This is a genomic window from Cerasicoccus maritimus (genome assembly GCA_031296935.1).
GTDB lineage: Bacteria > Verrucomicrobiota > Verrucomicrobiia > Opitutales > Cerasicoccaceae > Cerasicoccus > Cerasicoccus maritimus.
Window position 1 is genome coordinate 60,207 of sequence record JAVDPD010000023.1, and the last position, 23,026, is coordinate 83,232.

Consider the following 23,026-nt stretch of genomic DNA (forward strand, 5'->3'; position numbering starts at 1 on the left):
CTGGACCGTTTGATTTGCACAGTGTGCAAATGCGGACTCCGCTGGAGGACGGATGCTCTGCCATCGCCGTGCGTTTGCCTCTCCGTAGGCGTCCACATTTGCCCAATGGGCAAATCTATCGGTCCAGCAGGATGCTGGGTTAACTTTCCAGGCCGAAGATGGCGTTGACGTAGTTGTCGACGCTGAAGGGCTGGAGGTCTTCCTTTTGCTCGCCGAGGCCGACGAAGTAGATCGGTATCTTGAGCTCGCGGTAGATGCCCACCAGGGCACCGCCGCGGCTGGTGCCGTCGAGCTTCGTAATGACCAGGCCGGTGAGGCCGAAAGCTTCGTGGAATTTGCGCGCCTGCTCGATGGAGTTGGAGCCGATGGAGCCGTCGAGCACGAGCCAGGCATGATGCGGCGCGGTTTCGTCGTTCTTTTGGAGGACGCGGCGAATCTTCTTCAGCTCCTCCATCAGGTTGCCCTTGGTGTGGAGGCGGCCTGCGGTGTCGAGGATCAGGACTTGGCGATCGCGGTTTTTGGCGGCCTGCCAGGCGTCGAACGCGACGGCGGCGGAGTCGGCCCCGTGATGGCTGGCGATCAGGTCGAGGCCGAGGCGGTCGGCCCAGGATTTAATCTGCTCATTGGCGGCGGCGCGGAAGGTGTCGCAAGCGCCGATGACCACGCCTTGGTCGTTTTCGGTAAAGCGCCACCCGAGCTTGGCGGTGGTGGTCGTCTTGCCCGAGCCGTTGACGCCGATCAGGCAGATGACTTCCGGCTGCGCGCCGGAGAGGAAATTTTCGGGCGGCTCGGCGCCATCTAGCACGCGCCGGAGGACAGAGGCTCCGATGGCGGCGGCGTCCTGTCCACGAAGGGACTTGTCCTTCTTGTAGGCGGCCTGAATCTCGTCCATGATCTCGGTCGCGGTCTCGACACCGAAGTCCGCGCCGTAGAGCGCTTCTTCGAGCTCGTCGATGGCGTCGTCGTCGAGTTTTTTGCCGCTGAACACGCCGCCGACCTTGCCAAAGGCCTTGTAAAAAGTGGGCGTCGTGCGCTTAAGGCCCTCGTTAAATTTTTGGAGAAAGGAACGCATGTCTTAAATTTGAGCAACTAACTTCATTTGGTTACCATCGACAACAAACATTTGTGCGATTGCTACATCGGATAGTCTCAATTGATAAATCACGGCATCTTCAGAAGGTAAACTTCTTATCGCTGAAATGAGACAGGATGCTTCTTCTTTTGTTATTTGCTCCCAAGGACGCTGAGCTAATATCTTTTCGAGGTCGCCGTCCTGCAGTTGAAGTTCAACGATTAGCAGACCATCTCCGAGGGAAGGGTTATTATAGCGTTGAACATCCACGGAAGCGCCAGCTGGTGTGGGTTTCAATATGTAACGATCCAGCAGTTCTTGGGCGCTAGGTTGTGGCCAAGGCAGAATAATGACTGCGGTAGCCAGTAGAATAGCCGCAAGAAATCCATAACATAGTATTCTTGGCAGCCAGACTTTCACGATGCTTCTACTTCGTGGCGGCGGAGCGGAGGGGGCGCTGGAGGGTGCCCTTGTAGCGGTCGAGGATGCCGTTGATGAAGCGGCGCGCTTCCGGGTCGGAGAACTCCTTGGTCAGGTCGATGGCCTCGTTGATCGTGACGATGGGCGGGATGTCGAGGCGGTATTTCAGCTCGAAGATCGCCAGGCGCAGGATGGCCAAGTCGACCTTGGCAATGCGGTCAAAGGACCAGTTGTGCGCGTATTCGCGGATCACGCCGTCCACTTCCTCGTGGTTTTCCCAAGCTTCGACGGCGAGTTCTTCCCCGAAGGAGTAAAAATCGCGCTCCTTTTCCTGGTTTTCGAAAAACAGGCGCAAGGCGGAGTCGAGGTTTTGCGGGTTGTTGGACTCGCACATGTAAAGGAACTGCATCGCGGCGACACGGTTTTGGCGTCGTGCGCTGGGCGGCTTGCTGGCAGGCTGGTCGCTCATGGTGGGAAAAGGCTGGTAAGGCTAGTTTTTGCGGAAAAGTCGTTTCAGGTCGTCGTCATCATCGTCATCGCTGACGGTGTAGTCTTCGAGGAATTCAGCTTCTTCGAGCTCGTCGAGCGTCTCAATGACTTCGAGCTTGTGACGGGCCATTTCGATGGAGGCGCGGGCAAACTCGGCGCCGCGGTCGAGCGGGCCTTTGACGCGTTCGATGGCCTGCTCTTCGGTGTTGGCGGTGATGATGCCGTTGATGATTGGTGTCTCGGTGGACATCGAGGCAGTGTGCAGGGCGTTGGCCGTGGAGTGCGCGATGACTTCATCGTGCGCGGTGCCGCCCTTGATGATGATGCCGAGGCCGATGATGCAGTCGTATTGCCCCGTGAGGCCGTGCATGCCAGCGAGGTAGGGGATTTCGTTGGAGCCGGGAACGCGGTTGATGTCGATGTTCTCCGGATTGGCCCCGTGGTCGACCAGTGTTTGGACGGCGCGCTGGATCAGCACATCGATCAGCTCGCCGTTGTAGCGGGCCGCGATGATGGAAAAATACAGGTCGCTGGCGTCCAGGTCTTCAAACTGTGCTTGGTGCTCACTCATGGGTTCTGGCAATTGTGCAAGGGAAGGACAGTGGGCATCGGAGGCCGCTTTGGCGATAAGAAAATGGTCCTTGGGGAAAGTCGCTATTTTCCGCGCAAAGCCGAATTTTACAGGAAAATGCCTTTACTCATGTTAGTAGGCGATTGCCGTAAGGTTAATCGGGAAACCCTCTTGCTTATGCTAAGGAACAAGGCCTTGCGTGAGAATCCGTAATATTTAGTTTGGTTACTTATATGACGTCGCTCTTTGCCTTGAAACGATTTTTGCCCAGTGTGAAGTTTGCCGTGGAGGTGAATGCGGGTGCCGTGAAGCCCTATGCGCGCAAGCCGTTGCCGTCGGCGTTTTTGGCGGCCGTGCATGAGCAGGTGGAGCATGGCAAGCTCGCCAGCGGCGTGATCTATGGCGTGGTGCTGCGTGGTGGGTTGACGCTGGATTTCTCGCCGGGGTTTCCGCAAGCGGCGCGTCAACCGCTGCTCAACTCGTGGCACATCCACAAGCAGCGTTGGGCGGGCTGACGCAGACTTGATCGTGGCGCAGGTTAGGCGTCGAAGTTGAGCTTTTTCGCTTCGGTCACGAAGGACAGCGAACCGGCGGCAAAGCGGAGCTTGGGCTGGTCGACCTTGAAGTCCTGCATGGGGAATGCGGGCTCGTCGAACCAATGAAAATCGCCGCCGCCGCCTTTAACCAGTGCGTAGGCCGCCGCGATGTCCCACACCTTGACGCGGGAGTCGAGGCAGCCGTCGATCTTGCCGAGCGCGGCGTAGGTGATGGCTAGCGTGCTGCTGCCAAACGAGCGGACGCGGTAGGTTTGCATCCAGTCGCCCAGCGGCGCGACTTCGTTGGCGTTGAGCGGAAAGTGCAGGCCGATGATGCTGTGTGGATCGAGCTCGGCGGTTTTAACTTTGGCCTTCGCCGAGCCGTCCATGAGGCCGAAGTCCGGGCCGCCCTCGACGAGCGTGTCGCGGGCCAGGTCGTAAACAAAGCCATAGATCGGCTCGCCCTTGCGCAGGAGCGCGAGCGAGATGGCGCACATCGGCAGGCCAAAGTAGTAATTGTTTGTGCCGTCGATGGGATCGAGGACCCAGCAGAACTCGGCTTCGAGCGAAAGGAGTTCGTCTTCCGGGCTGGATTCCTCGCTGCAAAAATCGTCGTGCGGGAAGGAGCCGCGCAGCTCGGCAAAGAGCTTTTCCGAAATCGCAAAGTCGGCAAAGGTGACGCGGGTGTCGTCCGCTTTCCAGTCACTGGCCACGCAGCCAAACTGGCGGCGAAAGAAGTCGACCTGCTGCTGAACCGCCACGCGCCCGGCATTGATACGGTGTCGGGTGGTGGTCATCGGGTCGCGGCGTAATTTGCTGGAAAGTTTCCCCATTAATCAGGTCGATGTGTTGCTGGCCGCAAAGAGGCGCAAAATACTCAAAAGGGAAGGCATTCAATTCTTTGAGCTGATTGCGCCTTTTCGCGGCGAATCGTTTCTAATCTTCGCAAACTTCGTTTTGCAGGATCTGTTCCAAAGTCTGGCGTCGGCGGATCAGCTTGAGCGTTCCATCCTGGGTTAACATGGCTTCGGCGGCTTCGGGGAAGCTGTTGTAATTCTTCGCGCTCATGGCCGAGCAGTAGGCACCGGCACCTTCGATGACGACGAGGTCGCCCGGTGCGGCCTTGGTGAGCGTGCGTGGCTGGAGTGACTCGGGGTCGTCCGCGCCGACGGTTAACACGTCGCCCGACTCGCAGCAGTGGCCAGCCACAAGGTAGTCTTCGGTCTCAGTGGTTTCGCTGGCCGGGATCACGACGATCGGGTGCTGGGCGGCGTAGAGGGAGGGGCGTAGAATCTCCGTCATCCCGCTGTCGAGCTTGATGAATTCGCGGCCATCGGGCCCGCCGGTGGACACGATGTCCTGCGCCGTGGCGACGAGGGAACAGGTGTTGGCGAGCAGGAAGGTGCCGGGCTCGATCTCAAGGTGGATCTTGCGGCCGGTTTCGGCGGCGAGCTGTTCAAAGGCTTCTTTGACGGGCTGGCCGATGACCTGGAGGTCCGTGGACTGCTCGTCCGCCATGCGGCCGACCTTGAAGCCGCCACCGAGGTCGAGGGTCGTTACGTCCTTAAAGCGGCGCACGAGGTCGAGCGACATCACGCTGACGCGGGCCCAGACTTCGGGGTCGCTGCCGGAGCCAATGTGGGTGTGGATGCGCTCGATGGTGAGCTCATACTTTGCGGCAATGGTTTCCACCTGGTCGGCCCATTCGTGCCAAATGCCAAAGCTGGAGTGGGGGCCGCCGACGTTGGTCTTGCCGGTGCCGCCGGAGCCGAGGCCCGGGTTGAAGCGCACGCCACAGGCTTGGCCGGGGAAGAGCTGGCCGAAGCGCTCAAGCTGGGCGAGCGAGCATGCGTTGAACTTGATGCCGGCTGCGTGGAGCTCGGCGAAAAACTCGGGCATCTCCTGGGTGCTCAGCGAGATGTTACCCGCCGGCACGCCGGCTGTCAGTGCGCGTCGTACTTCGAAGCCTGAGGAGGCATCGATGTGGAGGCCGAGGGCAGTGAAGCGCTTGAGGATGGCGGCGTTGGGCGATGCCTTCATGGCGTAGCGCACCGTAAGGCCGAAAGCGTTCGGAAAAGCGAGGGCGCGCTTGGCCTGCGTTTCGAGCGCGTTGGCGGAATAAACGTACAAAGGCGTGCCGAAGGCTTCGCGAGCTTCGCGTGCCTGGACGGTGGTGAGGTTGCGCAAGGTTTCCATGACGAAAAAGCCAATTACAAAGGACTACTTTCGCTGGTTTTTCCAGCTTGTTTTGGGGATTTACCAGCACGGTCGCCTGGGGAGTCTCAAGGTGTGCTCTGAGCGGTAAAACTTGAATGCCTGGGGTTATGTAACCGGGTGGTGTCAGGGAGTGTGATGATTTTTACCAGTTTTTTCGAAGTCTGAAAACGCTTGTAGTAGAGTATGTTGCAGTGGGTATGGGGCTGACTTGCGTAACGAGCTAGGGGACGCCTATCCTTGCCGCTTGTGGGCTTTACGCCGCTGGATTAGTCTAGGAACCCTATATTATACCGACCATATACAGCCCTATTGGGCAGCCCTCTCGGGGGCTTATGCATATCATAAAAATCATAAATCATAAGATCCAATGTATATCAAAAAACGGGACGGCGCAGGGCGCAGCGCCATGCTCCCAACACCTAAACCTGCGCTCAGCCAGAAGCAATCCGATGTCGGGGTATTGAAACACCGGCAGGGGTTTACTCTGGTGGAAATCATGATCGTCGTAGTCATCATCGGACTACTGGCGAACATTGCCTTGCCAGCATTTAAGAAGGCGCGTATGCGGACCCAAGCTACGCGTTTCGCGAATGACCTCCGTCAATTCGCAGGCGCCTTCGATACCTACACTCTTGAAACCGGAGTTTGGCCGGATGATGCGAACGAAGGTGTTCTGCCCGCTGGAATGGTTGGCTACATTGACCAGGGCATTTTCGAACGTGAGACCATCTATGGCGGACATTATGACTGGGAAGGCATTGGTGGCGGCTTTTCTGGAGGGGTGGGCGTTGCGATCCGCAGTTCCAACCTGGACGACGAGCAGGCGCTTCTGGTCGATGAGATTCTCGACGATGGTGTACTGGCAACTGGTCGCTTTCGTGGGGATTCGAGCGTTTACACCTTGGTCCTTGAGGAATTCTAGGGATTGTAGTTTGCTACTTTCAATGGGCAACGTGGGCGCGAGTGCGTCCGCGTTTTTTTATTATTCTTAGCTCAGTATGTGCAGATTAACGGCTTGTTACAGGAGTTGATGCCGACTATGAATTGATTTTGTGTAATGAGACTACTGCCGTGATTCATTCATTTACAGACGCGCGCCAGAAACAACGACCACTACGTGGAGGATTTACGTTGGTCGAAATAATGACGCTGGTAGTGATCATTGGGCTGCTGGCGATCATGGCGATGCCAGCCTTCCAGAAGGCGCGTATCGGCACGCAGAATTCCCGCATCGCGAATGATCTTCGAGTGTTCAACCAGGCTTTCGAAAATTATGTTCTTGAAAAGGGAGGTTGGCCGAAGAATGCAGATGCGGGGAAAGTTCCTGAAGAGATGGGTGGCTACCTGAATCCTACAGTTTTTGAGGGCCGTACAGTGGTGGGCGGACGCTATTGTTGGAACTACCAGAGCGGCACTTATGAAGCTGGCATTGCACTTACAGGCTCCATCTTAGATGACCCTCAGGCGGAAGACATCGATCGTATTGTCGATGATGGGAACCTCAGCACGGGCAGCTTTCAAAAAGACGGCTCGGACTTTGTGCTGATTATGGAGCCTTAGAGGGCGTCTAAAAAGTCTGATCGAGTCGGGGAGATGTATTCGAGAGGCGAAATTTCGGCTTCTGAAGCGAGGCGAAACCAGTTTCGTCGAGGTGAAGAAATGGAATTTTGACCACGAAGACGCTCTCCAACGAAGGTCAATTGAGTTTTTAGACGCCCTCTTAGAGATCACATGAATTGCCGACAGGGGGCGTCCTTAGGGCGTGTGCTAAATTGCTCTAGATGCTGTCTGACAGCGATTTTGAAACGTAGGTCTGGCGCGCTTTGACTTGGTAGATCTTGCGCTCGGTGAGCTCGAAGGCGGTTAAGTGGCCGCCGTAGGCGCAGCCGGTGTCGATGCAGATTGACCACTTTGTGCGGACCACTTTGCTGCGCGGCGTGTGTCCGCTGACGACGAAGGGCGGGCCATGCCAATACTTCATCCAGCTCTCGCCGCCGGATATGTCGGCGCGCTTGCCCCAGGAGCCGGTCTTCTTGTTGTAAACCTGAATTTGGGTGACGACGTTGGCCTCCTGATCGTCCCAGGGAATATTGGGCAAGAACCCGCCGTGTACGATGACGGTGTTGAGGCCCGGAAAGTGCAGGTTGAGGTGAAACTCCCGCATGAAACGCCAGTCCTCATCGCCGAGCTTGGGGATGGTTTCCCAGTCGTAATCCTTGAGGATGGAGCGGTCTTTCGAGTCGCGATATTTGAGGAGCCGTAGTTCGTGGTTGCCCAGCAGGCAGTAGCAGCCCGGCAGGTTGCGCGCGATGCGTAGCACTTCGCGGGAGTTGGGGCCGCGGTTGACCAAGTCTCCCACGAAGACGACCATGTCGTGTTGGCCCAGCTCAAGCAGTGTGAGGAGCTCGTTGAGCTCGTCGCTACAGCCGTGGACGTCGCCGATGGCGTATATTTTTCCGGGATGGGTCAACTCTAGTATTAGCTTAGCAGAATTATGGAGGAGACCAATAGTTGTTATCGGGAAAAAAGATTCGCAAGCCAAAGCTTCCGCGATTCTTTCACGGGTCGCGGTGGTTCTGCGGTTTTTGGGACGCATATAAAATCTTGGGCGCTGGCATAATTGCCTTGCGGGGAATTGCCCTCCGCCGCGACAATGCCGACTCATGGACTGGCAGATTAAACCGTTGGCAAAGGAGTGCGCTGTTTCGGGCGAAGCTTTCGAGATTGGCGACGAGGTTTTCTGCTTCCTCTATCGGGATGAGGAAGGGCAGCTCCAGCGCGCCGATGTTTCCGCCGCCAAGGTGGACGACTTTCCCCGCCCGGAGGCCGTGCTTGGCAAGTGGGGGCGCGAGGTGAAGCCCCGTGGTGAGGAGGAGAAAGAAGCCCGCGCGCATGCCTTGGCGACGAGTGAAGAACTCTTCCTCTCGATGTGCGAGAGCGATAGCGCGGAAGTCGCCGAAGACCGCGAACTCTTCAAGCAAGTGCTCGCGCTGCTGCTGGAGCGCAAACGCATCCTGCGCTCCAGGGGCCGCCCGGAAAACGGCGTGCAAACCTACCTGCATGTCCGCTCAAAGCAGGAGTATCAAGTGCAGTCCAGTGACCCTGACCCGATGGCGCTCGTCCGCATCCAGGAAGAGCTGAACGCGCTGGTGTTTTAAACGCCGCGCCTTGAAGTTTTGCCAGCCTGGTTTATGGTTGGGCATGGCTGATACATCTGACTCCCCTGTTGCTTTCGTGGCCGGCATTACCGGCAGCATCGGTCAAGAGCTCGCGCGTCGCTTGGTAAACGCCGGTTGGCGGGTGGGCGGTTTTGCGCGGAACCCGGATCGCATGGATGTGCCCGGGGTTGCAGTCGTGGCCGCAGACGCAACAGACTCCGCCGCCGTGCAGGGCGCGTTTGCCAAGCTCGCGGAAAAACTCGGGCCGCCGAGCGCCTACGTGCATGCGGTCGGCTCGATCATCCTCAAACCCGCACACCTGACCAAAGACGAGGACTGGCTTACGACGATTGACCTGAATCTGAACTCCGCATTTTACGGCCTGCGCGAAGCAGTGAAGCAGATGAAGTGTGGTGGCTCGATCGTGATGATCAGCTCGACCGCGGCGCAGGTTGGCTTGCCAAGCCATGAGGCCATTGCGGCGGCCAAAGGCGGTGTCGAGGCATTGGCACGGAGCGCGGCGGCGACCTATGCGAGCAAGGGCATCCGCGTAAACAGCGTGGCGCTCGGCTTGGTGGAGTCGAATATGAGTCAGCCGATGCTCAGCAGTGAAACTGGCCGCAAAATATCCGAAGCGATGCATCCGCTTGGGCGGGTTGGGCAGCCGACCGACGCCGCGAGTTTGATCGCCTGGCTTTGCTCGGAGGACGCTTCCTGGGTGACGGGGCAGCAATGGGCTTGCGATGGCGGAGTGTCCAGCGTTCGCCAAAAAGCGAAGCTATAGGGAGTGTCTGGGAATTAAAGATGTTGATGGCGGTGAGTTTTTTCCGCTCACAGGCTTCCAGCAACTGTGTCTGGATTAAGTCATGATTTCGTTATTTTTCAGATTTTTAGAGTAGCACGGGTGTGATAGAGGAGCTTGCGCATGGCGGCGACCATGCAGAGGCATTTTTGCAGTTTGAAGCGGTCGCCGTAGATGCTGCGTTTGCCCTGATAATGGCGCTGCCCTGATTTTCGGGGGCTAATTCGGCCATCGAAACACTCATCACCACATACAACGATCAACCTAAGAGGGCGTCTAAAAACTCAAGTGGTCTTCGCCGGAGTGCGTCTTCGAGGTCAAAATATCATTTCTTCATCTCGACGAAACTGGTTTCGCCTCGATTCAGAAGCCGAAATTTTGCCTCTCGAATACATCTCGCCGACTCGATCAGACTTTTTAGACGCCCTCTAAGACATTTAAGTGAACGGCTGACGCAGATCTGATCCTCGGCAAGGCTCAGCGTTTATGTAACCAATTTCGCTGACACTCCCTAGCCTGGATGCCAGTGCAGCGGGTTGTTGTTAATCAGGTTCCAGATGTTGTTTGCGATGAGCACGCCAACTGTCACTAGAAACATAAGCCAAGGCGGCGCAAGTCCAAGTAAGCCCAGCAAGGCCGCCCCGCTGCCATGTTTGAAGAACGTGTAAATGCAGGCTATGGTTGCAAGTGTTTGAATCAGGAAAACCGCGATCAACCCCGGATAGTATGACTCAAGCACTGTTTCGCGTAGCCAGATCGGATAGCCGCCGCCATTCGTCCAGAATTCCGGTGTTTCCTTAAGCGCCGTAAATCCAAGGCCGATCAGGTTTAGCACGATGAACAAGGCGGACAACGCCCCGGCGGATAACAATTGCAGGGTGATCGATGATTCTTCGCTCTCTGAGTAGCTGGGCATGAGCAATTACAATGAGGTTATGGTTTTCGCGGTGGGTAGGCAACCTCGCGTCAGGCATCAGCTCCCGCATATTCGAGGGCAGTTATTCTGATATTTCTCCGTGCTCGCGTGTAACGTTTGGATGGTTTTTCCTCAGTATAGGGTATGCAGCCATCCGATTCCCATCCCGACAACCCGAGCGCGTCCGGCCCTTCGCCGGAGGATTTATTGGCGGCGGGTTTGTCCAGCAACCCTCAGCCTCAAACCTCAGACGCTGCGCCCAGCCCGGAAGACTTGGACGCCGAATTTCCCAAGCTCGAGATCGTCGAGCTGCTGGGGCGCGGCGGCATGGGCGCGGTTTACCGGGCGCGGCAAAAGGACCTCGACCGCGATGTCGCTCTGAAGATCTTGCGCCCCGGCTTGGAAACCGATCCCGGCTTTGCGGAACGCTTTTCCCGCGAGGCGCGCACTTTGGCGAAGCTCAACCACCCGGGCATCGTGACGCTTTACGAGTTCGGGCAAACGTCGGGCGGGCGGTTTTTCATCCTCATGGAATACGTCGACGGGATGAATCTGCGGCAGCTCCTCAATGCCGGGCGCCTGGCACCGCGTGAAGCCTTAACCATCGTGCCGCCGCTCTGCGACGCGCTCCAATACGCGCACGACCACGGCGTGGTCCACCGCGACATCAAGCCGGAGAACATCCTCGTCGACCGCCTGGGCCGCGTGAAGATCGCCGACTTCGGACTCGTGCGTTTGGCGAATGCCAGTCCTGAAAATTCCGCATCCCCAAACACTGCTGAAGACGGCCTGACCTTCATGGGCGAGCTCATGGGCACGCCCGCCTACATGGCCCCCGAGCAAGCCACGCAGCCCGGGCAGGTCGATCACCGTGCCGACCTCTATGCACTCGGCGTGGTTTTTTACCAAATGCTGACCGGCGAGCTGCCTGCGGCTGGCGAGCTGGAGCCGCCTTCGCGCCGCGTGTCGCTCGACGTGCGCCTCGACGCCGTGGTGCTGCGCGCCCTGGAGCGCGACCCCGAGCGCCGCTACCACGCCGCGACGGAATTCAAAACGCAGATTGAGTCGTTGGCGGATCAGCCGGCTGCGCAAACAACGCACAAACGCACGGGCTGGAACAATCTCAATTACCGCAGCCGCGCTTCGCTCTTTGGCGTGCCGTTGATTCACGTCGCGACTGGCGTTGACGAGCTCACCGGTCGCAAACGGGTGGCTCGGGGCATCGTTGCGGTGGGTGACATTGCGCAAGGTGTCTTTGCGATGGGCGGCCTGGCGATGGGCGTTTTTGCTTTCGGGGGCTTGAGCATCGGCGTCGTGGGCTACGGTGGTCTGGTGCTGGCGCTGCTGGGTATTGGCGGGATCGCGTTCGGGTTGCTTGCGGCGTATGCTGGGATGGCGATTGCGCCGGTGGCCATGGGCGGCTTTGCGATAGGCTGGTATGCCAACGGCGGGCAGGCATTCGGAAAACACGTTTACACCGCGACTCAGCAGGATGCGCACGCGGTGAGCTTTTTTCAGAGCTTTCCGCGCGAAGCAGTGAGCTGGCTAGGCTTGGGCAACGTGGCAATCCTCGTGGCAGGTTTTGCAATGATGGCCGTGTTTTACACCTGGGCCGCTGCTCGAAGCAAAGGCCCCAATGCCTCGCAGCGTGAGAATGAGCTCAAGGCGCCGGGGCCTGCGTCCTTGCCGTTGGGCTTGGCGACCTTGTTCATGTTTTTAACGACGATTTATTGTGGATTTCTGATGTTTGGCGCGCAGGACTTGCCAACGGAAGTCGCGGTGCATTTCAATGCCAGTGGCGTGCCGGATTCGTGGGCAAACCGCGGGGTGGCCATGCTCGTGATGCTGGTAGTGGGCTTGGGCGTTCCGTATTTCCTGGTGATGTTGTTCGCGATGGTGCGCCTGTTGCCAAACTATTTGATCTCGCTGCCGCATGCGGATTTTTGGCTCGCGCCGGAACGCGAAGCGATCACGCACCGCGCTTTTGTACGTTATGGCTTGGGGATCGCGTGTATCGTGATGGCTTTGTTTTGCGTGGTTCAGTTGCTGGGGCAATATGCAAACCTGCGTGAGCCGGTGCATTTGCCAATGCCCGCAATGTGGACGGTGATGGCGGGCGCACTCGGCATGATCGGAGTCTGGATGTTCTGCTTCTGGCGACGATTCTCCAAACCGCGCACCGAATTTGATACGCCGACTGCACCGGCCAAAAACCAACCGAAATGGCTGCGCGTGCTGGCACCATGGTGGCTGGTGTTGTTGATCACCGCAGCCGTGATGCTGCCCGTGCAAACGGCGGTGTTGATCATGTTGGCGCAACAGAGTGAGGCTGAACTCCTGCTGGCGGATCAAGGAGTTGCGGTCGACTGGTCGGCGCGTTTGGACCCGCTCATCGACGACACGGATCACGTGGTCTTAGATTTAGCAACCGGCCAAACGATGCGACTCGACGCAGACACCGTCGAAGAGGCGGATTTGCCGCCGTTCGCGCTGATCTACAACCGCGTGAGTGATACGGATGGCCTGACTGGCGAGGTCATAGAAACGCGGGAGTTCCTCATCACGAAGGCGCAGGATTTTCGGCTGGCAAAGTTGTCCAAAGAATTTGCTTTGGAAACGACTGCTTCCTTACTGCGTAAAACGCTCATTCACGAGTCCATCACCCACAAAGCCGAGACCGAGCTTGGGCTGAATTATCAGCAAGTTTCTATAGAGAAGGAATCATGGTGTGGCTATCTCATCACTGCGAATGACGGGCAAGAGCAAGTCGGCGTTTTACGTATCACGCCGCAAGGTGAGAGCCTCTTCATTGAATCTAAAAAACTCCAATGAGCGCTGGCTTCCACACGACTCGCTGGACCCTGGTCCTCGCCGCTGTACAGCCTGATGACGCGTCGGCGCGGCGGGCGTTGGGGGAGTTGTGCCAGGTGTATCGCGGGCCGCTGCTCGCGCATGCTAAGCGGCGCGGGTTGAATGCCATTGACGCCGAAGACGCCGTGCAGGGTTTTTACGAACGTTTGTTGAGGCTGGAGTCACTAGGCGCGGCGCGGCAGGAGCGTGGGCGCTTTCGGTCGTTTTTGTTGGGTTCGTTTAACCACTACTTGGCGGATCGCCGCGACTACGAGCGTGCTGCCAAGCGGGGCGGGGGCATGGTCGCGTCGGTGGACTCCGCGGAGTTTGCCATTGAAGATTTCGCTGCCGAAACGCCGGATGCCGCCTTTGACAAAGCCTGGGCCTTGGCGTTGCTCGACGCCGTGCTTGCGCGCTTGCAGGGTGAGCTCGCAGACGCGGGCAAGGCCGCGTGGTTCGAGGCTTTGTCGCCGTTGCTCGGCGGGAAGGATGATGCGGTCAGCCAAGCGAAACTCGCGGTGCAATTGGGGCTCAGCGAGACTGCGTTTCGCGTGGCGTTGCATCGTCTGCGCAAGCGCTACAAGGAGCTGCTGCGCGCGGAAGTCGCCGAGACGCTGGCTAAGCCCGAGCAAGTGGATGACGAGCTGCGGCACCTAATCGCGGCGTTGCGTGGCTAAAGGCTGATCATTGTCTTTGTGTTGCACAAAAAACGGCCAGGCTTGAGGGCCTGACCGTTGGTCAATTTCTTTGCCGATTAACTACACCGCGCGCAAACGATTGTAGGCGCTGACGAGGGCCTTGAGGCCCGCTACTTCGATCGACGGGTTGATGCCGCAACCCCAGTAGTGCTTACCGGTTGCTTCGTTCACGATCTGCACGTAGGCAGCGGCGTCCGATGCTGAGCCGCCGGTGATGGCATGGCTGCGGTAGTCGGTCACGCGGAAGTCCTTGAGGCCTTCCTTCTCCAAGGCGTGGGCGAGGGCGTTGATCGGGCCATTGCCGAAGCCTTCGGTGACGATCTTTTTGCCTTCGAAGGTCAGCGAAAACGTCCAGCCGAACTCATCGCCAGCTGCGGTCGGGCGCTTGGCGCGCTGGTGGACGAGGGCGCCGTCGTCGTTCGCGGCTTCCACGTGGGTCTCGTCGTGATCGCGCAGCTTCAGGGGGCCGTCGCGGTTGACGAACTCCGTGAAGAAGGCGTCGCGAATTTCATCCACGGACAGTTCGCGGCTTTGCGAATCGGCCTGTGCGCTGACGAAGTTACCCACCTCGGGGTGCATGGACTTGGGCAGCTCCAAGCCGTGCTCGCGATCGAGCACGTAGGCCACGCCGCCCTTGCCGGACTGGCTGTTGATGCGGATGATCGCCTCGTAGTTGCGGCCGAGGTCCTGCGGATCGATGGTCAAATACGGCACCGCCCACTCGATGGTATCCGTGCTTTCCCCTTCTCCCTGCTGACTTCTCGCTTCTGCCTCACGCTTGATGATGTCCATGCCCTTCTTGATGGCGTCCTGGTGGCTGCCGGAGAAGGCCGTGAAGACGAGCTCGCCCGCGTAGGGGTGGCGCTCGTGCACGCCCATGCGCGTCAGGCGCTCATACACCATGCGGATTTCGTCCAGGTTGGAAAAGTCCAAGCCGGTCTCAATGCCGTGGCTATTCAAGTTCAAGGCGACGGTGACGATGTCCAGGTTGCCGGTGCGCTCGCCGTTGCCGAACAAGGTGCCTTCGACGCGGTCAGCGCCAGCCAGCATCGCCAACTCGGTGGCGGCGGTGCCGGTGCCGCGGTCGTTGTGGGTGTGCAGGGATACCTGGACCTTGTTGCGAATGCCGTCGGCCTTCAATTGATTGCAGAACCACTCGATCATGTCGGCGTGGACGTTGGGCGTGGCCCATTCCACGGTGGCCGGCAAGTTGAGGATGATCGGCTCTTCCTCGGTCGGGCCCCAGACGTCGGTCACGGCCTTACACACGTCGTAAGCGTAATCCAGCTCGGTGTCGCTGAAGCTCTCGGGCGAGTATTGGAAGAGGATCTTGCCGTCGCGCGGCTCGTTGGCCAATTCGCGGACCAGCTTGGCGCCCTCGACTGCGATGTCCTTGATCTTCTCGCGGCTGGCGTCGCCGAAGGTCACGCGGCGCTGCAGGGGCGAGGTGCTGTTGTAGAGGTGCACGATGGCGCTCTTGACGCCCTCCAGCGCCTCAAAGGTGCGGCGGATCAAATGCTCGCGCGCTTGCACCAGGCATTGCACGGTGACGTCGTCCGGGATCAAGTTTTCATCGACCAAGCGGCGGAAAAAGCGGAACTCGGTGTCGGACGCGGATGGGAAGCCAATCTCGATTTGCTTGAAGCCGATGCGGCAGAGCATTTGGAAATACTCCAGCTTTTCCTCGACGCTCATCGGGATGGCGAGGGCTTGGTTGCCGTCGCGCAAGTCAACGCTGGCCCAGATGGGCGCGCGCTCGATATGATTGTCTGGCCACGTGCGGTTGGGCAAGCGGGTCTCGAACTTCTCGTGGAAGGGGCGGTATTTACGCAATGATGCGGGTTTCATGGCAAAAGTATATCAGTGAAGGTTGATCGCAGGCCTGCCAAGCGCTAATCCGCGCATGCCACAGGCAGGCCAAGAATGAAAAACGGCTAATTGCCGGAGGTTTTTTTGCTTAAACCGGGGAAACGTCCCCGCGGCCTCATCGGGCCATGACGAAATTACTAGTCCCCCTCAGGGGAGAAGCTTGGCGGCCGCGAGTTGTAGGAAGGCGCGCTTCATGATTGGGGAGGATATACGCCCGCGCGGGGCGGGATGTCAAGGCCCGAGGTGACTAGTCGTAATTTGCCATTTCGTGCATGAACCAGAGAATCAGTAAACAAGGCGTATAGGCAATCAAGAGGCCGGGGAGGTTGTAATACCAGTAACGTATATGTTGGGAAACTCGGATTTGTGGCAGTTTCGCATAGCCGATGGCCAGCGTCAGCGCCACATGTGCTAGTAACGGTAAACCAAGCGCTGCGGCGGTATATGCGGATTCGTAGATTTTGAAAAAATGAATAAGCCAGTTCAGCGCGATGTAGAGCAGTATCTGAGCAATCCACGAGGTAAAGCCAGAGAGAACACCATTGATGAAAACCGGCATTTTGCTTCTACGCTTGTAGCCAGTTCTTCGCTAACGATGGCACTACGCTTGCCGCCTTGCCGCGCATCCATTTGAAATGACGGGGAGGGTAATCGACTTCCAAGGTGACCAAGTATTTTTCGGAATGGAAGTGCGCCTTCTTGAGCAAGCCCGCAGCGGGATATACCTGCAACGACGTGCCCACGACGAGCACTTTACCGGCGTCGACAAATTCACGGGCGGCGGGCTCGATGTTGATCACCATTTCGCCGAACCACACGATGTTGGGGCGGAGCTGGCTGCCTTTTTCGCAAAGGTCGCCGAGGTTGAGGTCGGCCAGGCCGCGCTCGTAAATTAAACTCGGGTCCGCCGTGCTGCGCGCCTCGGTGAGGAGTCCATGCAGGTGGAGCACATTGGTCGAGCCCGCCCGCTCATGGAGGTCGTCGACGTTTTGTGTAATGACTACTACTTCGTATTTTTCCTCGAGCCGAGCAATGGCTTCGTGGGCGGCGTTGGGCTGGGCGTTGCGGGCTTGGGCGCGGCGCTGGTTGTAGAACTCGAGCACGAGGCCGGGATCGCGGGCAAAGGCTTCTGGCGTGGCGACGTCTTCCACGCGGTAGTTATTCCAGAGGCCGTCGTTGTCGCGAAAGGTCTTCAGCCCGCTTTCCGCGCTGACGCCGGCGCCGGTGAAGACGACGATTTTCTGCGGGTTAATGGACGGCATCTTAGGTGGGGTCGACAGTCGTCTGTTCGAGATTGCTGAATTTGAGGTGCTCGGCGCCCGGGCCGTCTTGGATGAAAAACACGGAGTTGCCGTCGAGCGTGGCGCGGACGATCATTTTCCCGTGTCCTTCGACTTCGAAGGAACCGTCGTCCTCGGCGTAGATCGTGTGGGCCGCGGTTCTGCCAATTTCGAGTTCGATATTGGGCGCGGTCTGTTGCTGGAAGTATTTCCATGCCATTATAGGCGATTGAAACGTCGTTTGGCCGGTTGTTTGTGTATTGAGTGTGGCTTGCTTGCGGCGAGCTAAATCGTAGGCGCGAGTCACGGACTGATACTGTTGGAAATTTCTGCTGAGGCTCGCCAGCCAGTTGATGTCTGCGCGTGCCTGTAGGCCCTCGTTGCCGGGCTGATCGGCTAGTTTTTCCAGCGTGGCATGGTCCATGCGCATTTGATTTGAGATATCGTTGATGCTGGGGACCATTGTTTCCACGCTGATTGCCCTGAAGAGTGGAATGTATCGCTTGTGGAGAGACTCGCGGCTGGTGAACATTTCTGGTTCGCCTGAATCGTTGTAGAACTCGCTCTCGACTGGCGCCGGGTATTGTTGGCGTAGCGCATTGATTTGCTCAGTGATCTTCTGGTAATCCTCTGCGGACACGATATCGCTGGGTTGCTTCATGGATGTCTTGGGCGGGGTTAAGTAAGCCTGAAGCAGGTTCTGCTGGTTCGTGATCAGCTCAACAATTTTGTTCGGAATAGGATCGATGGAAATAACTTCCACAACAGGCTCAATGTTGCCGGGCATCCCCTGTAGCCGAACTGCGCCGGTCGTGACCGCTTGGGGGGCGTCGGTCGATGCATGAAGCTTGGAGGAGTCAGCGGCGCTTACCTTCGCAGACGTCTGAGCGGCTGGCTCTTGTTTGCCACAGCCGACAGCAAGAAAAGCGAAAATCATGAGCAGGGTGATTGTAAACCTCATGGCGTAATTTAAGGATCGCCTCATCCTGCGCGCAATCAGAATTAGCGGTTTTGGTGGGCATTCGGATTTTCTTTACCTCCTATCATCCGATGAACGAAATTGATGAAATCACTCAGCAGGAGGCGGCAGGTCTACTTCCGCAGCCACCATTAAGTGGTCCGAGTAGTTCGATTGGATGACGCGGCCGTCGCGAAAGCCATCGACTGTACTGCCGAGAATCCAATCGATCTTACGCTCCGGTTTTTCCGAAGGAAAGGTTGGCAGGGCCTTGGCTCCAGTCATGCTCGCAGTAAAGCCATTGGCGAGCAAGTAGCTGATGGTGTTTTCGCCGCTCGCAGTTTGCGCATTCGCATCCGGCGCTGAGTTGAAGTCGCCCATCGCGATGACGGGCTTTGTCCGCTGCTCGGCAGCAGTTTGAATGATCTTTGCCGATTGCAGGCGAGTAGATTCGTCGCGATACTCCAAGTGCACGCCAACGATGGACAGCGTTTGTCCGGGCGCGGCGACATCGCAAATGAAGCCATCGTGATCGCCCGCGAAGATATCTTCCTTCATCGATAGTGGCGGAAACTTGAGAAACTCGGCATTCGTAATCGGATACTTGCTGAGCAGCGCGTTGCCGAAGTGCAGATGGTAGAAGGGGAGCGATACGCCGAAGTTACGCTGCTGCAAAACGTAGGGGTAGCCGCATTTTTTCGCCAGGTATTCGGCTTGGTTGAAGCCAAAGCTCCAGCTCGTATCGAAGTCGATTTCGTTGAGCACCAGGATGTCGGGTGCCACTGCATTGATCTGCGTGGCAATCTGATCCAGCCGCTGGCGCAGGGCGTCCGCGCTATCGTTGTCCCAATTGCTGGTGCCAAGCTTGCCACCGCGGCCATGCGCGATGTTGTAGGCGGCGACGCGGATCGTGCTCAATGAAACTTCGGCCTTCGGGCTTGGGACTTCGACAGTCGTCAGCTTGATGGGTGATGCCTTGTGCTCAATGCGATGGTAGGTATACCAGCCGCCAATCGTGAAGACCACGAGTAGTAGAACGAATGAAATTCTCTTAAGCCAACGCATCCTTGGTTAGTCTGCAATGCCAGGCGAGAGTTCCGCAAATTTACTGGCGTCGCAGATCAATCGTCCAAGTGGACTCCGGTGCCGTTTCGGCGGGCTTGGTTTGTTCGTATTTTATTGGCGCATTGAGCGGGATCCAGCGTGCGGCTGCGCGTTCGTTGGCCTCGGCGTCGCTGGCGGGCAGTCCGTCGTAAAGCGGGCCATTGGGATTCCAGTAATGGTAGAGCGCGCCGGTCAGCTTGCGCTTGCTTTGCCAATGAATGTTGAGCGGCGACTGGATCATCACATGTGGATGCAGCGCCGGGTAGGCGCTGGCGCACTTGTAGCGGAGCCCGGCGACTTTTTGGCCGCCGACATCCTGCCACGGTATTTCAATGCCGTTCACAATCAGCTGGCCTTGCTCGGCAAACTTTGCATCGCAAAGTGAGAACTCCAGGCGGTCGGTTGAGTTGTCCACCACGCGCACGGTGGCGGCACCGGAGCTTTCCTCCGCCATCAGCGGCCAGGGCTCGAAGGCTTGGCGCACGATCAGCTCGCCACCGGGGATGGACAACTTGCCCACGATGGGGCAGCGGAAGTCCAGGATCGGTTGCAGCCAACTGGGATCGAAGTCAATGCCTGCGCGGCGGATGTCGGCGCAGATCTTTGTCAGGTCTTCCATCAGCACGGACGGTAGCAGATAGCGGTCGTGCAATTTCGGACCGAAGCGACGCAGCTTCTTGATGAACGGCTTCTTGATCAGCATCGCGATGATGGCGCGAATGAAGAGCGCAACGTTGGCCATCATCTCGGCGGTCGGCATCGTCTCGAATGCGCGCAGCTCAACGATCCCCAGCTTGCCCGTGGGCGAGGAGAAATTCCAAAACTTATCGAGGCAGATTTCGGCGCGGTGGGTGTTACCCGCAGCGTCGGTCAGCAAGTTGCGGAAGAATTGGTCGAGCATTTCGCGGTCGGGCACGTAGGGCATGCGCTCCAAACCTTCGCAGGCAGATTCGAGCTCGTAGAGCAAGTGCTCGGCACCTTCGTCGATGCGTGGCGCCTGGCAACCCGCGCCCACATACTGCCCCGTGAAAAGATAGGACAGCGCGGGGTGGTGCTGCCAGTAGCGCAGAACCGAAGTGAGCAGCGTAGGCTGGTTGAAGAAAACATTTTCGTCAGGCGTGGGACCGCCAAAGGCGAGGTGCGAACCGCCGCCCGTGCCGCGGATGACGCCGTTGAGCGAGCGCTTGGTCAGGAATAATCCGGCGGCGTGAGCGGCGTCACAAATCGCGGAGAAGGTGATGTTGTAGTCGCGCCAGGTTTCAGCGGGCGGCAGGTTGATCTCCAGCACGCCGGGGTCGGCGGCGAGGCCGAGGCCGGTGGTTTCGCTGTTGGTGTTGTAAGGCGCGTAGCCGCAGATGACCAAGTCGCGCAGATCGAGCTTCACGCTTAGTGCTTCGAGTACGGAGATGAGCTGCTGGAAGCCTTCCCACTGCAGCGGAGGAATAAAAATCTCCAACGCGCCGTGGCGGACTTCAATCGTGAGCGCGCGCTTAATGGCGTCTTCGGGCAGCTCACTGAGCGGCAGGCGCAGGCCAATGGGGCTATCGCCGGGAATGAGCGGTACGGGGTGCGCGCGGTCGAAGGGCCACGGTTTACTTTGCCATGCAGAGTCTTCGTAGTCGAGTGGCAGCACCCAGCCGACGGTCTTCTTCTTTGCGCCTTGTTCGCCTGCGGGCACGGCCTTGCCGTCGATGGCGAGTTGTTCGATCATGGCGCGCATCAGGCGTGATGCTTGGGCAGGTTGGTTGCGGCCTTTTTTATTGGAAAGTAGGAAACGCTTGGGCTCAGTCCAGAGCGGCGTCATTGCTTTGCGTTGCAAAGTAAGCAGCACCCAGCGTGGGAGCGGTTCGCCCGGGTAGAGCTTGCCAAAGACCTGCATTACGAGTCCGCCTTTGAAATGGGTGGTGAGTAGCTTTGCGGTGAGCTTGCGCGCGTAGCCGAGCTTTTCGGGGCCCATTGCGTCGTTGTTCCACTCGGCGCCGGTGGGCATGTTGGGGACGAATGTAGGCTCGCCTCCCATCGTTAATTTCACACCCCGCATGGAGAGCAATGCTTCAATTTGGTCGGCGCAGTCGTTGGGTGTGTGGCTCAATGGTCGTCTTGGTTGTGGTGAATTTGCATGGGGCGAGATCCATTGGAATCTTCCAGTGGATTGGCTATGGAGTGCGCCAGAGGGCTGGCGCACTCCATATCGCAGCTGTGCTGGCTGTGAGGAATATGGATACTGGGTGAATCGTAAGAATGCTCTTTCTCATCATTTAACTTCCTCCAGGCTCAGGGTAATTTCCATTTCGGAGGTGACGGGTTCGCCGCCCTTGGCGAAGTATTTTCCCTGGATGGGATTCACGCACTTGGGTTCGTGGGCGACGGCGGAGGGGATGAAATATTCGTTGGCGAGGATGCCGTTGGTCGGGTCGAATCCCTTCCAGCCGGCACCAGGTAAAAAGACTTCCGCCCAAGCATGCATCGAGCCGACTGCACGGTTGAAAAGATGCGCGTCGCCATAGGCGCTGTCGACCGGCGGGTCGTAAAGGTAGCCGCTGACAAAGCGCGCGGCGAGGCCCAGTTGGCGGCACGCTGCGATGAACAGCACCGCCATATCGCGGCAGGAGCCGAGGCGCATCTCCAGGGTTTCGTTGGGCGATTGAACTCCTTCTTCGTCGCGGCGGGCGTAGGCGATGTCGCGGTGGACGGCGTGGTTGATGTCAGCGAGGAATTGCACGGAGTCCGGGTGCCGATTAACATCGGGGATCGCCATGTAAAGCCAGTCGAGAACCTTGTGGCTATGGATGATGACGCTCGTGTCCAAGTAGGGCGAAAGCGCGTGCGCCTCATGCGGCAGGTAGCGGAATGGATAGCTGGTGGCGTAGGGCTCCAGGATGAAATCGAATGGATTGTCCTGCTCCACATCGATCGTCATGCGGCAGTGGAATTCCATTTCCTGCGTTTCAAGCAAGCCGAAATTGGCGGCGAGAACGATGTTGTTATTGCAGTCGCGAATCCAGCGTTGGGCGGACTCAAGCGAGGTGGTGAGTTCGAAGTTTTCGACTCGAAGTTTGTGACTGTCGCGTGGACGTAAAAACAGGTGGTGCTCGCTGAAGCTGACGGGGCGCGAGTAGTGGTAGCGGGTCAGGTGATCGATGGAAATTTTCACGTCGTGGCGTTGGCGGTACGGGTTAAGGAAACCATGACCTGCAGTTGTTGGTCAAGGGCTCCTTTGTAAGTGCCGCGCATCGGGGCGACGTCGTTGTAGTCGCGGCCCACGGCAACCTTGACGTGGCGCTCGCCGGCGGCCTGATTGTTCGTTGGGTCGAGCCCCCACCAGAAGCCGCCTGGTAAAAAAACTTCCACCCACGCGTGGCTGGCGGCGGCACCGATCAGCTCGGGGTCGGTTTTCTCCGGATCAAATGCCTCGATGTAGCCGCTCACATAGCGCGCGGGGATACCGTGGCTGCGCAGGATGGCGAGCATCAGGTGGGCAAAGTCCTGGCAGACGCCGCGTTTATTTTTGATGACGTCGTCCAGCGGCGTGGACACATCCGTAACGCCGGGCTTGTATTCGAACGTTTTAAAAATCCACTGGTTCAGCTTGAGCAGAGCCTCGCCGATTGGCTGGGTTTCGTGGAAGAAGACTTTGCGGATCTTTTTGCGGGCCGGCGTCAACGGCGCCAACTCGGTGGGCTGCAAATATTCAAAAAGGCGGAAGAGCGTGCTGTTGTAAATCTGTCGCGCCTCGCCAATGGGGGTATCGAGCACGGCGGGGCGGGGTTCGTAGGGAAAGGTTTCGATCTCGGCCTCGGAGATGACTCGCACCTCACTGTGGCGAAAGGGGATGGAGAAAAACTCCACGTGGTTGCCAAAGTAGTCGAGGTAATGATCGGCGCGGACTTCGGGCTTGATCACGAGTTCGCGGCTGATGATCTTTTGCGATTCACTGTCGCGCGGCCACACGCGCAGCTCCGCGAACGACTCCGAGGCGGGAGCCGCATATTTGTAGCGGGTGGTGTGGCTGACTTTGAAGCGCATGGGTGGAAAGTTGGTAATGTTCTGAATGTTCGTAAGTTCGTAAAGTATGTTTGGAGGTTG

General features: G+C 58.1%; 23 protein-coding genes. 7 read left to right on the top strand and 16 right to left on the bottom strand.

Annotated features, from left to right (window positions below; genetic code table 11):
• Positions 1 to 139 precede the first annotated feature (139 nt).
• The 4 genes from ftsY to ribH are packed head-to-tail and all read right to left on the bottom strand — an operon-like array spanning position 140 to position 2,552.
• Positions 140 to 1,072, bottom strand: coding sequence for a signal recognition particle-docking protein FtsY (ftsY, locus tag RBB62_RS14220; RefSeq protein ID WP_309399624.1), 933 nt, complete (start codon positions 1,070 to 1,072; stop codon positions 140 to 142).
• A gap of 3 nt (positions 1,073 to 1,075) precedes the next feature.
• Positions 1,076 to 1,492 carry a hypothetical protein gene (locus RBB62_RS14225; protein ID WP_309399625.1) on the bottom strand — a complete coding sequence of 139 codons (417 nt, stop codon included), beginning with the start codon at positions 1,490 to 1,492 and terminating at the stop codon, positions 1,076 to 1,078.
• Positions 1,493 to 1,499: 7 nt separating this feature from the next.
• Positions 1,500 to 1,961 (bottom strand): transcription antitermination factor NusB, encoded by a 462-nt coding sequence (gene nusB / locus RBB62_RS14230; protein WP_309399627.1) that lies wholly within the window; start codon positions 1,959 to 1,961, stop codon positions 1,500 to 1,502.
• A gap of 21 nt (positions 1,962 to 1,982) precedes the next feature.
• Positions 1,983 to 2,552: a 6,7-dimethyl-8-ribityllumazine synthase gene (gene ribH, locus RBB62_RS14235; protein ID WP_309399628.1), complete on the bottom strand. Its 570-nt coding sequence runs from the start codon at positions 2,550 to 2,552 to the stop codon at positions 1,983 to 1,985.
• Between the two features lie 251 nt (positions 2,553 to 2,803).
• On the opposite strand from ribH, the gene RBB62_RS14240 reads away from it, so the two are divergent.
• A complete protein-coding gene (locus RBB62_RS14240; protein ID WP_309399629.1) occupies positions 2,804 to 3,067 on the top strand; it encodes a hypothetical protein in 264 nt (87 codons plus the stop codon).
• 23 nt (positions 3,068 to 3,090) lie between these two features.
• Here the strand turns inward: RBB62_RS14240 and RBB62_RS14245 are convergent, their stop codons facing one another.
• Positions 3,091 to 3,921 carry an inositol monophosphatase family protein gene (locus RBB62_RS14245; RefSeq protein WP_309399630.1) on the bottom strand — a complete coding sequence of 277 codons (831 nt, stop codon included), beginning with the start codon at positions 3,919 to 3,921 and terminating at the stop codon, positions 3,091 to 3,093.
• A 103-nt stretch (positions 3,922 to 4,024) separates the two neighbouring features.
• On the bottom strand, positions 4,025 to 5,284 hold the full coding sequence (locus RBB62_RS14250) for a diaminopimelate decarboxylase (RefSeq protein WP_309399631.1): 1,260 nt from the start codon (positions 5,282 to 5,284) through the stop codon (positions 4,025 to 4,027).
• Positions 5,285 to 5,672: 388 nt separating this feature from the next.
• Here RBB62_RS14250 and RBB62_RS14255 point away from each other — a divergent pair, with 388 nt between their 5' ends.
• Complete coding sequence (locus RBB62_RS14255; RefSeq protein ID WP_309399632.1) at positions 5,673 to 6,227, top strand: type II secretion system protein; 555 nt, start codon at positions 5,673 to 5,675, stop codon at positions 6,225 to 6,227.
• Positions 6,228 to 6,448: 221 nt separating this feature from the next.
• Entirely contained in the window at positions 6,449 to 6,865 is a 417-nt protein-coding gene (locus RBB62_RS14260) for a type IV pilin protein (protein WP_309399634.1), read from the top strand.
• A 217-nt stretch (positions 6,866 to 7,082) separates the two neighbouring features.
• Here RBB62_RS14260 and RBB62_RS14265 read toward each other — a convergent pair whose 3' ends face one another.
• On the bottom strand, positions 7,083 to 7,775 hold the full coding sequence (locus RBB62_RS14265) for a metallophosphoesterase (RefSeq protein ID WP_309399636.1): 693 nt from the start codon (positions 7,773 to 7,775) through the stop codon (positions 7,083 to 7,085).
• A gap of 193 nt (positions 7,776 to 7,968) precedes the next feature.
• On the opposite strand from RBB62_RS14265, the gene RBB62_RS14270 reads away from it, so the two are divergent.
• Positions 7,969 to 8,463: a hypothetical protein gene (locus RBB62_RS14270; protein ID WP_309399637.1), complete on the top strand. Its 495-nt coding sequence runs from the start codon at positions 7,969 to 7,971 to the stop codon at positions 8,461 to 8,463.
• Positions 8,464 to 8,506: 43 nt separating this feature from the next.
• Positions 8,507 to 9,247, top strand: a complete 741-nt coding sequence (locus tag RBB62_RS14275; protein ID WP_309399638.1) for an SDR family NAD(P)-dependent oxidoreductase — start codon at positions 8,507 to 8,509, stop codon at positions 9,245 to 9,247.
• Between the two features lie 529 nt (positions 9,248 to 9,776).
• On the opposite strand, the gene RBB62_RS14280 is transcribed toward RBB62_RS14275, so the two are convergent.
• Positions 9,777 to 10,181, bottom strand: coding sequence for a hypothetical protein (locus RBB62_RS14280; protein ID WP_309399639.1), 405 nt, complete (start codon positions 10,179 to 10,181; stop codon positions 9,777 to 9,779).
• Positions 10,182 to 10,325: 144 nt separating this feature from the next.
• On the opposite strand from RBB62_RS14280, the gene RBB62_RS14285 reads away from it, so the two are divergent.
• Positions 10,326 to 13,013, top strand: a complete 2,688-nt coding sequence (locus tag RBB62_RS14285; RefSeq protein ID WP_309399641.1) for a serine/threonine-protein kinase — start codon at positions 10,326 to 10,328, stop codon at positions 13,011 to 13,013.
• Positions 13,010 to 13,708 carry an RNA polymerase sigma factor gene (locus tag RBB62_RS14290; RefSeq protein WP_309399642.1) on the top strand — a complete coding sequence of 233 codons (699 nt, stop codon included), beginning with the start codon at positions 13,010 to 13,012 and terminating at the stop codon, positions 13,706 to 13,708. The genes RBB62_RS14285 and RBB62_RS14290 overlap by 4 nt, the downstream gene beginning before the upstream one ends.
• Positions 13,709 to 13,789: 81 nt before the next feature.
• Here RBB62_RS14290 and leuA read toward each other — a convergent pair whose 3' ends face one another.
• The 8 genes from leuA to RBB62_RS14330 all read right to left on the bottom strand — a co-directional run bounded on the left by leuA (position 13,790) and on the right by RBB62_RS14330 (position 22,966).
• Positions 13,790 to 15,577, bottom strand: coding sequence for a 2-isopropylmalate synthase (gene leuA, locus RBB62_RS14295; RefSeq protein ID WP_309399643.1), 1,788 nt, complete (start codon positions 15,575 to 15,577; stop codon positions 13,790 to 13,792).
• Between the two features lie 268 nt (positions 15,578 to 15,845).
• Positions 15,846 to 16,157, bottom strand: coding sequence for a hypothetical protein (locus RBB62_RS14300; RefSeq protein WP_309399645.1), 312 nt, complete (start codon positions 16,155 to 16,157; stop codon positions 15,846 to 15,848).
• A gap of 7 nt (positions 16,158 to 16,164) precedes the next feature.
• Entirely contained in the window at positions 16,165 to 16,860 is a 696-nt protein-coding gene (locus RBB62_RS14305) for a Sir2 family NAD-dependent protein deacetylase (protein ID WP_309399646.1), read from the bottom strand.
• 1 nt (position 16,861) lies between these two features.
• A complete protein-coding gene (locus RBB62_RS14310) occupies positions 16,862 to 17,839 on the bottom strand; it encodes a hypothetical protein (protein ID WP_309399647.1) in 978 nt (325 codons plus the stop codon).
• Between the two features lie 108 nt (positions 17,840 to 17,947).
• Complete coding sequence (locus RBB62_RS14315) at positions 17,948 to 18,901, bottom strand: endonuclease/exonuclease/phosphatase family protein (protein ID WP_309399648.1); 954 nt, start codon at positions 18,899 to 18,901, stop codon at positions 17,948 to 17,950.
• A 40-nt stretch (positions 18,902 to 18,941) separates the two neighbouring features.
• Positions 18,942 to 21,032 carry a transglutaminase family protein gene (locus tag RBB62_RS14320; RefSeq protein WP_309399650.1) on the bottom strand — a complete coding sequence of 697 codons (2,091 nt, stop codon included), beginning with the start codon at positions 21,030 to 21,032 and terminating at the stop codon, positions 18,942 to 18,944.
• Positions 21,033 to 21,194: 162 nt separating this feature from the next.
• Complete coding sequence (locus tag RBB62_RS14325; protein WP_309399651.1) at positions 21,195 to 22,094, bottom strand: transglutaminase family protein; 900 nt, start codon at positions 22,092 to 22,094, stop codon at positions 21,195 to 21,197.
• On the bottom strand, positions 22,091 to 22,966 hold the full coding sequence (locus RBB62_RS14330; RefSeq protein WP_309399652.1) for a transglutaminase family protein: 876 nt from the start codon (positions 22,964 to 22,966) through the stop codon (positions 22,091 to 22,093). The genes RBB62_RS14325 and RBB62_RS14330 overlap by 4 nt, the downstream gene beginning before the upstream one ends.
• Between the last annotated feature and the right edge of the window lie 60 nt (positions 22,967 to 23,026).

What these genes read in the sequence shown, in the direction of transcription:
- RBB62_RS14300 (WP_309399645.1), bottom strand. Translation starts at nt 16,157, where the DNA reads ATGCCGGTTTTCATCAATGGTGTTCTCTCTGGCTTTACCTCGTGGATT.
- RBB62_RS14260 (WP_309399634.1), top strand. Translation starts at nt 6,449, where the DNA reads ATGACGCTGGTAGTGATCATTGGGCTGCTGGCGATCATGGCGATGCCA.
- RBB62_RS14305 (WP_309399646.1), bottom strand. Translation starts at nt 16,860, where the DNA reads ATGCCGTCCATTAACCCGCAGAAAATCGTCGTCTTCACCGGCGCCGGC.
- RBB62_RS14285 (WP_309399641.1), top strand. Translation starts at nt 10,326, where the DNA reads ATGCAGCCATCCGATTCCCATCCCGACAACCCGAGCGCGTCCGGCCCT.
- RBB62_RS14330 (WP_309399652.1), bottom strand. Translation starts at nt 22,966, where the DNA reads ATGCGCTTCAAAGTCAGCCACACCACCCGCTACAAATATGCGGCTCCC.
- RBB62_RS14245 (WP_309399630.1), bottom strand. Translation starts at nt 3,921, where the DNA reads ATGGGGAAACTTTCCAGCAAATTACGCCGCGACCCGATGACCACCACC.
- ftsY (WP_309399624.1), bottom strand. Translation starts at nt 1,072, where the DNA reads ATGCGTTCCTTTCTCCAAAAATTTAACGAGGGCCTTAAGCGCACGACG.
- nusB (WP_309399627.1), bottom strand. Translation starts at nt 1,961, where the DNA reads ATGAGCGACCAGCCTGCCAGCAAGCCGCCCAGCGCACGACGCCAAAAC.
- RBB62_RS14275 (WP_309399638.1), top strand. Translation starts at nt 8,507, where the DNA reads ATGGCTGATACATCTGACTCCCCTGTTGCTTTCGTGGCCGGCATTACC.
- ribH (WP_309399628.1), bottom strand. Translation starts at nt 2,552, where the DNA reads ATGAGTGAGCACCAAGCACAGTTTGAAGACCTGGACGCCAGCGACCTG.
- RBB62_RS14310 (WP_309399647.1), bottom strand. Translation starts at nt 17,839, where the DNA reads ATGAGGTTTACAATCACCCTGCTCATGATTTTCGCTTTTCTTGCTGTC.
- RBB62_RS14250 (WP_309399631.1), bottom strand. Translation starts at nt 5,284, where the DNA reads ATGGAAACCTTGCGCAACCTCACCACCGTCCAGGCACGCGAAGCTCGC.
- RBB62_RS14270 (WP_309399637.1), top strand. Translation starts at nt 7,969, where the DNA reads ATGGACTGGCAGATTAAACCGTTGGCAAAGGAGTGCGCTGTTTCGGGC.
- RBB62_RS14280 (WP_309399639.1), bottom strand. Translation starts at nt 10,181, where the DNA reads ATGCCCAGCTACTCAGAGAGCGAAGAATCATCGATCACCCTGCAATTG.
- leuA (WP_309399643.1), bottom strand. Translation starts at nt 15,577, where the DNA reads ATGAAACCCGCATCATTGCGTAAATACCGCCCCTTCCACGAGAAGTTC.
- RBB62_RS14255 (WP_309399632.1), top strand. Translation starts at nt 5,673, where the DNA reads ATGTATATCAAAAAACGGGACGGCGCAGGGCGCAGCGCCATGCTCCCA.
- RBB62_RS14290 (WP_309399642.1), top strand. Translation starts at nt 13,010, where the DNA reads ATGAGCGCTGGCTTCCACACGACTCGCTGGACCCTGGTCCTCGCCGCT.
- RBB62_RS14315 (WP_309399648.1), bottom strand. Translation starts at nt 18,901, where the DNA reads ATGCGTTGGCTTAAGAGAATTTCATTCGTTCTACTACTCGTGGTCTTC.